This is a genomic window from uncultured Clostridium sp., assembly GCF_900547735.1.
Taxonomy (GTDB): Bacteria; Bacillota; Clostridia; order Lachnospirales; family Lachnospiraceae; genus Otoolea.
Window position 1 is genome coordinate 1 of sequence record NZ_URHZ01000116.1, and the last position, 12,347, is coordinate 12,347.

General features: G+C 50.0%; 10 protein-coding genes. All 10 read right to left on the reverse strand.

Going from position 1 to position 12,347, the window contains the following annotated elements:
• Positions 1–215: 215 nt before the first annotated feature.
• The 10 genes from QZT18_RS22310 to QZT18_RS22355 all read right to left on the reverse strand — a co-directional run bounded on the left by QZT18_RS22310 (position 216) and on the right by QZT18_RS22355 (position 11,923).
• A complete protein-coding gene (locus QZT18_RS22310; RefSeq protein ID WP_294151710.1) occupies positions 216–1,925 on the reverse strand; it encodes a S8 family peptidase in 1,710 nt (569 codons plus the stop codon).
• A gap of 128 nt (positions 1,926–2,053) precedes the next feature.
• A complete protein-coding gene (locus QZT18_RS22315) occupies positions 2,054–2,971 on the reverse strand; it encodes a SufD family Fe-S cluster assembly protein (protein ID WP_294151712.1) in 918 nt (305 codons plus the stop codon).
• Positions 2,971–3,705, reverse strand: a complete 735-nt coding sequence (locus QZT18_RS22320) for an ABC transporter ATP-binding protein (RefSeq protein ID WP_294151714.1) — start codon at positions 3,703–3,705, stop codon at positions 2,971–2,973. Before QZT18_RS22320 ends, QZT18_RS22315 begins: the two co-directional genes overlap by 1 nt.
• Positions 3,706–4,044: 339 nt before the next feature.
• Positions 4,045–4,926, reverse strand: a complete 882-nt coding sequence (locus tag QZT18_RS22325; RefSeq protein WP_294151716.1) for an SMP-30/gluconolactonase/LRE family protein — start codon at positions 4,924–4,926, stop codon at positions 4,045–4,047.
• Between the two features lie 341 nt (positions 4,927–5,267).
• The gene (locus tag QZT18_RS22330; RefSeq protein ID WP_294151718.1) at positions 5,268–6,545 is read right to left on the reverse strand and encodes an aminotransferase class V-fold PLP-dependent enzyme; all 1,278 of its coding nucleotides are present in this window, start codon (positions 6,543–6,545) and stop codon (positions 5,268–5,270) included.
• A 91-nt stretch (positions 6,546–6,636) separates the two neighbouring features.
• Positions 6,637–7,494 (reverse strand): MurR/RpiR family transcriptional regulator, encoded by an 858-nt coding sequence (locus tag QZT18_RS22335; protein ID WP_294151719.1) that lies wholly within the window; start codon positions 7,492–7,494, stop codon positions 6,637–6,639.
• A gap of 185 nt (positions 7,495–7,679) precedes the next feature.
• Complete coding sequence (locus QZT18_RS22340; RefSeq protein ID WP_294151720.1) at positions 7,680–9,053, reverse strand: Na+/H+ antiporter NhaC family protein; 1,374 nt, start codon at positions 9,051–9,053, stop codon at positions 7,680–7,682.
• Positions 9,054–9,076: 23 nt separating this feature from the next.
• Positions 9,077–9,625 (reverse strand): HD domain-containing protein, encoded by a 549-nt coding sequence (locus QZT18_RS22345; protein WP_294151721.1) that lies wholly within the window; start codon positions 9,623–9,625, stop codon positions 9,077–9,079.
• Positions 9,626–9,655: 30 nt separating this feature from the next.
• Positions 9,656–10,858 (reverse strand): pyridoxal phosphate-dependent aminotransferase, encoded by a 1,203-nt coding sequence (locus tag QZT18_RS22350; protein ID WP_294151722.1) that lies wholly within the window; start codon positions 10,856–10,858, stop codon positions 9,656–9,658.
• A gap of 54 nt (positions 10,859–10,912) precedes the next feature.
• Positions 10,913–11,923 (reverse strand): 4-hydroxy-2-oxovalerate aldolase, encoded by a 1,011-nt coding sequence (locus QZT18_RS22355; protein ID WP_294151724.1) that lies wholly within the window; start codon positions 11,921–11,923, stop codon positions 10,913–10,915.
• Positions 11,924–12,347 lie beyond the last annotated feature (424 nt).

Here is a 12,347-nt window from a genome sequence, read left to right on the forward strand (position 1 = left end):
CTCCCCCGTCCGCCGTCTTACAGAGGCGTCCTCGCATCTCAACTAAATCCTCATACGTCAAATATGCCCTGTCTGACATGCTTCTGCATTTTTCATTCTCCCACCAAATGTATGGCCACATTATAACATCCGGCAATTTCTAATGCAATTAAAACTACTTTTCATAGTTATATTAGTGTATCAATAGGCTGATGAAAATCACCGTTATGCTTTATTTAAACGGGCAGGGATGCCGCCAGGCACAGCGTTCCCCACCCAAGGCGCGGGTTGGGATAAACGGTTTCGCCCGGCAGGTGTCTTGCTCCGCGGATCAGGTAGGCCTTTAATTTTTCTCCGTAAAGGAACGGATCGTTCCCCATTACGATTCCCCACTGCATCAGCAGAGCCGCGCTCCCCGTGACGAAAGGGGTGGCGAAGGAGGTTCCCGTGACGGGCTCATAGCCGCCTCCGGCGCGGGAGGTCATGACGTTGACTCCGGGAGCGGACAGGTCCGGTTTGATCAGGTTGTCGAGTCTTGTAAAACCCCGGCCTGAAAAATCGGCGTATGTCTGGTAGGAGTCGTTGTATGCGCCCACCGATATGACCCTAAGGGCGGTGGACGGGATGGTGAGCGTTGTGTCCGGGGTGGGGCGCAGGAAATGGGTGGCCCGGTTCAGCGCGTTTTCCGATGGAAGCCAGAAATCATACTGCCCCGATATAATCCGCCTTGCAACCAGCCTTATCTTCCAGACTCCGCTCTCAACATAGTCGTACCGTGGTATGAAGTCAAAGTAGATTTCCTGGGCTTTGCTATAGGGGCTGGGTTTTCCGTAATAGAGAAGAACCGTGGTCCTTGCAAAACGTATCCGCTGTGAACCGAGCTGGCTGTTGATCGGGCCTACCGAGGTGCCGCCCGGACCTTCCAGTATAATATCAAAACTGTCTACATATAATTTCCAGAGCTGCACGCCGAAGCCTGTTTCATAGTCGTCGACCGACAGCTCTATCTCATCCGTATGGCCTTCGGTCAGGAAACCGGCGGTGTGGCCTCTGGTGCTGCCCTCATTGCCTGTCCCCGCGACTACGGTTGTCTTTCCCTGCCCGGCCATCATGTCGATATATGTTTCCAAAAGGCTGGTTCCGTCATGTGAACCGTATGTATTGCCAAAACTCAAATTGACCGCCAGGGGCTTCTGGTAAAAAATAGCCCGGTTGACCACGTAGTCGAGGGCCCGCATCATCTCCGTTGTCCTGGGAAATGAATCGGCGGCAGGGACTCCCAGCTTTACAACAATCAGATCGCTCTCCCAGGCAATGCCTCTGTACCGTCCGTCGCCTTCCAGCCCGCTTCCCGCGGCAATCCCGGCCACCGCCGTTCCGTGCCCGCTCACATCCCTTTCAGGCACAATCTGGTAAGCCGCCGCCCGGCTGCCCGCCTCCAGCGCCTCATTAATCTGCTCGCGGGTGTATACCGTATCGCGATCCTGATCCCACAGCTCCAGAATACGGCTTTTTCCCTGTGCATCCCTGAAATCCCGGTGATAATAATCAATCCCCGAGTCAATGATTGCGGTGATGACACCCCGCCCGGTCAGGCCACTTCCATCTTCCTGCAGCGGGTTGATGCACGAATTACTTTTTCCTCTGTTAACGGAAAAATAGAGCCTTTTCGGTTTTTCAATATATTCAACCTGTGAAAAACCTGCCAAAGACTCTATTAGTGATTCCGGTACCGTCATGATCGCATAACCGCCCGACAGCGGGATCGCCCGGATTTCAGGCAATGCATCGAGGATTACGTTCAGATCTCCGTTGTATTTTACGATCAGTTCCCACCGTTTCTCTTCTCTGTTAAACCCAACGCTCAGCGCGGGCGATTTTTCACGTTCTTCCGGAGTGGCATCCATGGCCAGATTCAGAAGATTTTCCGCTTTTTGATTGTCCATATACATATCCTCAGATTTTCTGTGGACAGTAGCTGCCTGGTTCAATTCAGCCTTCGGCCAAACGATTATGCTGCCTACTTTCTCAGATTACATCTAAATATATGCGGAAAGACGTGAAAATATGACTGTTATTTTAAGAAGCCGTTGACAATCTGCTCCTCTGCCTCGGATTCCGTAAGTCCCAGTGTCATCAGTTTGACAATCTGGTCTCCGGCAATCTTGCCGATCGCCGCCTCGTGAATCAGGGCTGCGTCCGGATCGTTGGCCGTAAGTTCGGGAACCGCCTGGATTTTCGCATTACCCATAATGATTGCATCGCACTCCGTATGGCCGGCGCACCGGCTGTTTCCGTTGATAACTGATACAAATTTCTGATGGGACTCCTCTTTTGCCACGGAACGTGACATGACGTTGGCGCTGGCATCCTCACCGTTTAAATTGACGATAATGCTGCTCTCCGCATCCTGGCTGCCGTGTGTCAGAAGGCGTTCTTTGATGACTATCTTAGCGCCTGCCGCCAGATCGGCCACCGTCTTTCTGATCGTGGAATCCACACCCTTGATCTGCACGGTTTCCATCTCTAAATAGCTGCCTTCTTCCATTGTAACTTCCGTGGTCGGGTTCAGGATTCTCTTTCCTTTTCCGTCGCCTTCCCCGTAATGTTTCTCCACATAGCGGACTTTTGCATTCTTTCCGATGAAGAAACGGTGGATTCCGTCGTGTTCGGACGCCGCGTCGCCTCCATTGTGGATGCCGCATCCCGCTACGATTGTGACATCGGCGTTATCACCAACGTAAAAATCGTTATACACCATCTCCATCAATCCGCTCTGGCTTAAAACAACCGGGATATGGACACTCTCGTTCCTGGTTCCTTCTTTGATTTTGATATCGATTCCCGATTTGTCTTCTTTTGTAACAATATCTATGTTTGCCGTCGTATTTCTTCCCGCCATCTGTCCGTTGGCGCGGATATTATAAGCGCCTGCCGGCACGCCGTGCAGGTCGGCAACTTCTTCCAGTAATGTTTTTTGAATCTGATCCATTAATTATCCCTCCTGAAAAAATCGCAGGCTTCTACTGCCGAGGATGTGCCCAGAATCTTCGGAAGCACCTCTTCCCTTTTCCCCTCTTTTAATACACGCCCGTCGGCAATCACCACGATCCGGTCTGCAATGTTAAGAATCCTCTCCTGATGGGAAATAATCATGATGGAGCCTTTTGTCTTTGCCCTCATCCGCTCAAATACCTGAATCAGGTTCTGGAAACTCCAGAGATCGATTCCGGCTTCCGGTTCGTCAAATACGGAAAGGCTGGACTGCCTGGCCAGTACGGTGGCAATCTCAATCCTCTTCAGTTCGCCGCCCGAAAGACTCGCATTCACCTCACGGTTAATATAGTCCTTGGCGCAAAGTCCAACCTCCGACAGATATTTACAGGCATCCGCCGCAGACATGTTCTGTTTTGCCGCCAGCCGGATCAGGTCGAGAACCTGGACTCCCTTAAAACGTACCGGCTGCTGGAATGCAAAGCTGATTCCCATATTGGCTCTCTCGGTAATATTCTTTCCCGTGATATCTTCGCCGTTAAACAGGATTCTTCCGCCGGTCGGATTGATTATGCCTGCAATCAGTCTTGCAAGCGTAGATTTACCGCCGCCGTTCGGTCCTGTGATCACCACAAACTCGTCATCATTTATCGTCAGATCGACATGGTGGATAATACCTTTTTGTCCCTTTTCTTCCTGGATTTCATAAGAAACATTCTCCAGTTTAAGCATGGTGGTCCTCCTCTATAATTAATTTATCCTTTTACTGCTGTACTGCATCATTTCGCAGTTAGTATTATATACCACTTTTCCATCTTTTACTATAGGAAGTATGCGAAAAAACGTGATATATGTTAATTTTTCGTTTCTGGTGACGGCGGATGTATCCAGGGACAGGAAGAGCTTACAGTCCGGGGAGACGGTTTTTGTCGCTGAGACGCATCGGAGACATTTTTTCACAGGCATTCCCGGAGGTTTTCCCCGGCCGTCAAAAAAGGAGCGGCGGCGGGAAATACTTTTCCCGCCGGGCGCTCCCGGCTTTAAACGGTGCGGATTCTGCCGTTCTATTTTCTATTTAAAAAATTCGGCTCCCTGTGTTTTCGTCTTAAGGCGGTAGATCGTCTCGCACGCAAAGTAGAGTTCGGAGCGGTCCGGGCCTCCGAAGCAGAAGTTCCGGCAGGTTCCCGGCACGTGGATTTCACCGAGTTTCCGGCCGTTCTTATCGAAGACGAAAACATCACCCGTGGCTGTTGTGAAAATATTTCCCTGCGCATCGATCTTGGTTCCGTCGGGACGTCCGCCGACTTCGCATACAACCGCCCCGCCGCTTAAGGTGCCGTCGTCCTCCACTTTAAATCTCCGTATCTCCTGTCTCGGGGTATCGTTCACCAGCATGGTCTCTTCGCCGATTTCCATGCACAGGCCGTTGGGCTGCTCAAAATCGCTGCGGGCGAGTATCAGTTTTCCGCTCTCGTCGATACAGTATACGCCCTGGAATCCCATTTCCGGCTCGCGGGCAATTCCGGCCACCTTGCTGGTGCGTCCGTACACCGGATCCGTAAACCAGATACGGCCCCTGGAATCCACGATGATATCGTTGGGGCTGTTTAACTCCTTGCCGTCATAGTGTGAGGCCAGCGTTTTCATATAACGCCCGTCCGGTTCCATACGTGTGATGGAACTGGTTGCATGCTCACATGTCACGATACGGCCCTCGCGGTCGATAAAATTACCGTTGGAAATGTTACTTGGAAATTTAATTACGGTTGTCTCGTAGGTCGCTGGATTCCATTTGTACACCTTTCCCACACCCATGTCGGAAAAGATCAGACAGTCATTCTGAGGCCACCACATAATCCCCTCCGTCACCTTGTGTCCCACCGAGATCGGTTCAAGCACCGCGTCGGCGTCGATTAAGTCGTAAAATTCCGGTTCTGCTGCATTGTATAACATAGTATTTCCTCCTTGTATTATCTGTATGTTTTATTTGGTTTCACTCCGGCGGTCCTGCAAACGGGGCCGGAATCTTTTCTTTAATGGTATCTGATCATAAGGCGGTTGTAAAATATTGAAAACAAATATTTTCATAGGTAATGCCTATGGAAACATGGCTGTTGTGGAAAGCCCCGCCAAACTCGATGAACTTATCCGCCCCTCTCACGGCAATATCACGTCAGCATGATACACTGAACCATAAAAATCGGCCTTTGCCTGCCGCGGCTGATCTCACGCTGCGGCAGGCAAAGGCCGATTCTCATTTTTTATTACGCTCTTTCCCTATAAAAACCGTTTATTTAAAGTCCTGCTATTTCAGATGTCACTTTCAAAAAGTCTTCCATCTCCCGGGGAGTGTTGACATGGAGAGGGGATATCCTGACAACGCCTTTGGATGCAAATGCATCGAGCATCCTTGTGGAATAAATGCTGTCATAAGTTCTCTCAAATGTGATGATGCCGCGTTTTTCATACTCGGCCGCCGCCTGTTTGGCGCCTAGGCGTTCAAATTCGATTCCCAGAATCAGATCACGGGTCCTTAAGTCCCTGCCGTCCATCTGTACCTTAACTCCTTCAATATGGCGGAGGCCTTTTTCCCTTTCGGTTCCCTCCAGCATAATCCGAAGCAGTCCTCTCTCATGGGAGGCTATCCGGGCCATACCGAGTTCAAACAGTTTTCTTCGGTCCGTACAGCCGGACGCCTTTTTCTTTCCCAATGCCGTCACATAATTTACAATTTCCGTGAGAGCCGCCAGATGGGCGGGCGTTTCGCTGCCGGCCAGCCATTCATCCGCCGGTTTACCAGACAGCCTGTTGTGTTCCAGGCGCACTGCCCTGTCGGAGAGATAGGCAACTCCAAATCCCCGGACGCCAAAGAACTTATACGGGGCAAAATTCATCGCATCGACTCCGTATTTCTCCGGATCCAGCGTGCCGTGGGGCGCATGCTGGACGGCATCGCAGATAATATAAAGATCCGGATTAATTTTCCGTGCCTCCCTGAAGATTGTTTCAATGTCATATTGATAGCCCGAAATATTGGAGGCTGCCATGCAGGAAAGGACTGCGGTGTTTTTGTCAATCAGTGACAGAACCTCCCCGGCATCCACTCCCCCGGTTTCCCGGTTGGCCTGTGCCACCCTGAGCCCGCAGCCGTTTTTCCGTGCATAGAATTCCATTGCATCAAAGGCGGACGGATGTTCCAGGACCGTTGTCACATAGTTTGTTCCTACGGCATTTTCACTGATTACCCGGGTCATTTCCATCATGACGGCCGAAGCGGTATAGCCGGGATAAAGCGCTCCTCCGGCCGCGTTAAATATAACCTCTTTCAGATCACGCCGTCCCTGTTTTGCAGCTTCCTCCAAAATACCGGCCAGCCGGTTGGAATGTCCCGGCGCATCCGGATAGCTGCTGATTCTGTGAAATTCATCCTCTGCCCGTTTCAGGCGCAGCGAACCTCCCGCATTGTCGAAAAACAGTCTTTTATTCCCCTCGGGATCACGCTCCGTATAATAAAACAGGGAACGTATTTCTTCCAGCTCTTCTTCAGGAAACATGTCATCTGTAAAATTCATTTTAAACCTCCGCATTTTAGTTTTAATTGGGATGCGAGGACATCTCCGGAAGATGGCGGACGTGGGAATGGCCGGCCGTAACGCTCCCCCTTTAATACAGTTTCTCTTCATTAATTACCGCATCCAACAGATGTATGCGCTCATCGCACTCCTCTTTCCCCCGGCCGCTGACGGCCAGCAGGATAATTTCCGACACGCCGAACGGGGCCACATAGGAATTGGCAAATCCCAGGCCGTCGACCTTTGTGATAATCACAATATCCGCCTGCGCCGCAAACCGGGAGGTCTGGCGGTCGGTTATCAGTATCACCTTTGCGCCGTTTTTTTTCGCAATGTCGATCACCGATTTGTTAATCTCGGAATAGCGGGCAAAGCTGAACACCACCAGACAGTCTTTTTCCGTGATATCCATGATTGTCTCCACGGCCGATGCGTCCGCATGGGAAATGGTAATTACCCTAGGGACCAGCATTAACAGCCTGTTTGCCAGATAGTAGGCGCAGCTTGCGGTACCGCGGAAACCGGCTATATATTTGGAATTGCTGTTCAGGATGATATCCGCAACTTCCTCAATCACCTTGCCGTCCAGCTTTGCAAAGCTTTTCTCCAGATTATCAAGGATATAGCTGCTGACGTCCCGGATCAGGCTGTCCTGTTTTAACCGGCTCTTCGTCTGTGTATATTTTTCACCGGGCATTAAAAGTGACTGTTCCTTATTATACTGGGCCGCCATCCGGGCGTTCATTTCACTTCGGAAATCGGAATACCCCCTGTAGCCGAGTTTACGGATAAAGCGGATTACCGAGGTATCGCTGACGCCGATTTTCTCCGCCAGCGTCGAGGATGTCAGGATTCCAATGGTATCGAAATTTTCGAGTATGTACTCCGCTATCACGGCATCCGCCTTTGTCAGTTTCATTTCTTTTATTTTTTCAGCAATACTTTTCATTGTACGACCTCCGGATTTATTTGAACTGCAAATGATTATAGATTAAAAATAGCACAGCAAATAATTCTGGTCAATAATAGTCAAAAAATATTGCAGGAAAATATTATTCAACAACTCTTTCTTTTTGATTTACTGATTCGCTCCTACCGATTCACTCATTTATTTTTTTACCGATTCATTCAATTTTAATTTGTTTCAGATGCCCCGCTGTTTTCAAATTTGCGTCCGATTCCGGTCAGGGCGCTGCCGACATAGAGAATAATCAGTCCATAACTGTGGAAGCAATACGGCAGTACCTCCCTGAAGGAAAATGTATCCGCAACCACTCCCGACGCTGCCGCGAGGCTCATACAGAGCAGGAAAGAGGAATTGTAGGGAACGATGCCTCCGAAAGCCGTGCTCAGGCCATCCGTAATATTGGCCCCCCTGGTCCTGGCAATATGAAACTTTTTTGTCAGCTGCCTGACAAAAGGCCCCACTATGATAATATTGGCCGTACTGGCCGCGATTGCAATCATGCCGAAAATCGTCATTCCAGCGCTGGCCAGCTCCGCTTTCTGCGGCGTATCGCATTTACTGTGAATGCCGCTGATTAGCTGGTCAAATGCACCGGATCTTTTTGTAAGCTCCAGCACGGCAAAGAGCATAATGCAGAATAAAATCAGGCCCGCCATTCCGGAGATACCGGCCACCACCGGACCGTCTGCCGAAATCATCGTACTGAACGGGATAAGACCCAGGGCCAGATTTAAGGCAATCCCCAGCATATTGCAGACGAGCATGGTGGAAACAAGCCCCACTCCCTTTGTCATCAAAAACGCCATAATAACAGGTAGAATCAGCATTACCAGGGACGGAGCCTTGGAGGCGTCCACCTGGGTCATGACCGCTTCCGCGTTCAGGGTCCTGAAACCGAAGTAGATATACAAAAGACTTGCTCCCACGCCGCTTATGATGGAATACGGAAGTCTCGTTTTCACAACGCTTGACACGTCCGTCTCCTGTGTCATTGCCGATGCAATCGTCGTATCGGAGATCGGAGCCAGGTTGTCACCGAAAATACTGCCGCTCATTATTGCGCCGACAATCAGTCCCGGATTGCAGCCAAAGCCCACGGCCAGCGGAAGCATAATCGGCGTCACAGCCGCGCATGTTCCCCCTGTGGTGCCGCATGCCGTTGAAATCAGCACGCAGGTGATAAAGGTAATTACCGGCAGAAAGTTTGCATTCAGGTGAAGCTGTGAGGAAAGCCATATCAGGCCCTGAATCAGGCCGCTCTGGCGCAAAAGCTGTGATAGAATTCCCGCCATGATAAATGCCACGGTCATGGTCGCCAGCATGTGATCCCCTACGCCGTCTATCACGGCGTTGTCAAATTCTTTTTTATCCTTGCTGAGAATAAATCCCGTGCATACGGCCACAAACGCTCCGGCGGCAAATACCATCAGTGAAATATGGCCTGTCAGCGCCGCCGTAATCATGATGACGACAAATGTAATCATGGGAATCCATGCCCCTAAAAGTCCTCCGTGAAAATAAAGTTTATTTTCTTTTTCCATTGTAATACCCCTCCCTCTTTTCTTTACGGCTCTGCATATTTGCAGGTCATCTCCCAGTCACAGAGATCTGCATATCCAAACAGGATTCCTTCCCTGAACGCCGGTTTCATATTCTGGTCGTGGGTGTGGGTGATAATGAGATGGATCATATCCATGTCAAATCCCGCCTCCCTGGCCAGCATGGCCGACAGGACGCCGTGCTGGATTTTCTTTGCAATATCGCTTTTTACCAGCTCTCCCTGTCCGTCATATTCATATTCGACGACTTTATCCACGTCATGAAGCAGGCCGAACAGAATGAGACGCTGTTCATCACATTCAACGTCATGATATTTTTTGATAATCCGGTTCATGGCAAGAGCACATTCGATCGCCGAATTGACATGGGAAATCAGGGAAACATGATCCATTCCTTCCTTAAATTTTGCCTGGTCAATCGTCTCCCAGGGGCTCATCCGAAGCGCCTTCCTCCATACGTCCGCCACTGCCGCCGCCTTCTCCTTATCCTCCACCTGTGTGATACATGGAAGATACCGGGACAGAAATTCAATCTTTTCCTCCGCTGTGTTCACTTTCTTCCTTCCTTTCTTTTGTTCCTCTCTTCATGTTCTTCTTAATGCTGCCAGCGCAGATGCCAGTCTGTCAAGGCCCTTCTCCAGGTTTTCCATGGAATTCGAGTAGGATAGTCTCAGGCATCCCGGCGCATAGAATGCGTCTCCCGGCACTACCGCCACCTTGACGGTCTCCAAAAGATAGGTTGCCATATCGATGGAATTTTCAATCACTCCTCCCTGCCACTTTTTTCCGAAATACCATGAAACATCGGGCAGATAATAAAAGGCGCCCAGGGAGTCCGTTGTTTCAACATGAGGAATTGCCCGCAGTTTTTCCCCCATCATCTGCCTGCGTCTGTCAAATTCCTGCCTCATTGCCTCCACGGACCTCTGCTGGCCCATGATTGCCTCTACCCCCGCCTTCTGTGTGATAGAGTTAATGCCGGATGTGATATGCCCCTGCAGGCCGCGGATTTTTTTCATGCAGTTCTCGGGCCCCGCCGCATATCCCAGTCTCCATCCCGTCATTGCATAGCTCTTTGAGCATCCATTTACCACTACCGTATGCGCTTTCGCCTCCGGTGAAATGGATGCGACACATATATGTTCGGAGCCGTCGTACAGCAGTTTTTCATATACCTCATCCGATATAATCCAGAAATCGTTTTCCACCGCCAGCGCCACAAGCCCTTCCAGTTCTTCACGCGTATAGACGACACTGGCCGGATTGTTCGGGGAGTTGATGATGATTGCGGTTGTCCTGGGGGTAACGGCTTTTGCGATTGCCTTTAAATCCAGGTGATATCTGTCTTTTCCATACCCGACAGCGGGAACCTGCACCGGAATCCCTCCCGCAATCTTTACAATATCTACATAACTTACCCAGCACGGTGTGGGAATAATGACTTCGTCGCCCTCGTCGGCCAGCGTCAGCGCTGCCTCAAACAGCGCCTGTTTGGCTCCGGTAGTGACGCAGACTTCGTTCATGGTGTATTCTACTCCGTTGTCCTCCCTCAATTTATCGATGATGGCCTTTCGGAGGTCCGGAATGCCCTGTATGGGAGTATATCTTGTAAAATTATTGTCAATTGCCGCCTTTGCCGCATCTTTAATATTGTCCGGCGTGTTAAAATCCGGTTCCCCGATATTCAGTTTGATGATATCCTCACCGCTGCGGTTAAGCTCTGCGATTCTTGCGTTCAGTTCCACGGTAAAGGATGGCGTTACGTTATTTGCTCTTCTGCTGAACATGTTATTTCCTCCTGACGTTATTTCCCCTGATGTTGTTCTCTTTCTTATTCCGGTTTATCTGCTGCGGCCGATATTCTTTGCCGTCTTATATATCAGTTCCTCCGGCGGGCTTTTCCGGTCCACGGCCGACACCTCCATAATCAGACGGTACAGATTGACCTTCTCCGACTCGGCCGCCGCCCTGAATTTCTTCAGGAAGCTGGAATGGCAGCCCGACTTGCCAAGCACCAGGTCAACCGGTTTGACGGAATTATGGTAATTAAACGGTTCCATCGCCGGCTCCAGCCGGTTGTCGATAAAATCCAGCAGACCGTATAAATCAATTTCCTCCATCTGGCCATACCTCTGCATCATCGCCACGCAGATTTCGGTTGCAAGGTTTCCGGCGCTCCTCGCCATTCCCATCAGTCCGCAGTCCAGAATCGCCGCCCCATTTTGATAGGCCGCAATGGCATTGGCCGCGGAAAGGCCCAGGTTGTTATGGCAGTGGAACGCAACCGGAATCGATACCGCCCGGCTGAGTTTTGCCGTATACTCTGCAACCTGCTCCGGGAGCATGGTGCCGGCAGAATCCATAATTGTAATCTCATCCAAGCCTGCGTCCTCCAGTTTCCTGCCCTCCTCGGCCAGCTCATCTGCGCTGAGAATATAGGCCTTCATTGCCGAATAAAATGCCCGCATGCCGCGTTTTTTAATATCCCTAATCACCTTGACGGCAGTCTCCCCATCCCCTGCATCGGCACCTACCCTGAGAAAATGAAGTCCGCAGTCTTTTGCAAGCTCCACATTCTTTTCCCTGTAGCGCTTTGCATTCAGAAACATCCCAATCTCAGAGCCCCGGTTCAGATACTTCCCCGCAATTTCCAGATAGGTGAGGTCAGTCTCCGCGTCCGTAAACCCGGCCACTTCATATGCCCCGATTCCGCCGGAATTTCCGATTTCAATAATCGGAACCCCGCACGAGGTCAGTCCTTCCAGAACCATATCCGTAATTTCAGCCGAAAATCCCTTTCCCACGACATTTGCTCCGTCTCTCAGCGTGCAGTCCATTAGAGTAACATTCATTTGATATCCTCCATCCCTTAGTCTTTTGTTTTATCTAATATTGAATATTTTATTTCATTTATATTTTTTATGTACTTTTTTATTCATATCTATTTTATATCATGTTGGTTTTTATTTGTCAATGATTATTTATGAATATTTTTATTCATTTTCGTTCTTTCTATCTGGATAACAACGAAAAGCACGCTTCGCGAACTTTTTATTGCCACTCAATCAAAAAAAGTCCAAAGACAATTCTGCTGTCTTTGGACTTCTCTGTTCTTAAATTTACTGTTTTTAAATTGACTGTTCTTAAATTTATTGCTTTTAGTTTTCTCTGCCCGTGTGACTAAAACCTGCTATCTTTTACCCGACAGATACTCGTCAATTCCGCGCGCCCCGGCACGTCCCGCCTCCATGGCAAGGATGACGGTCGCCGCCCCGG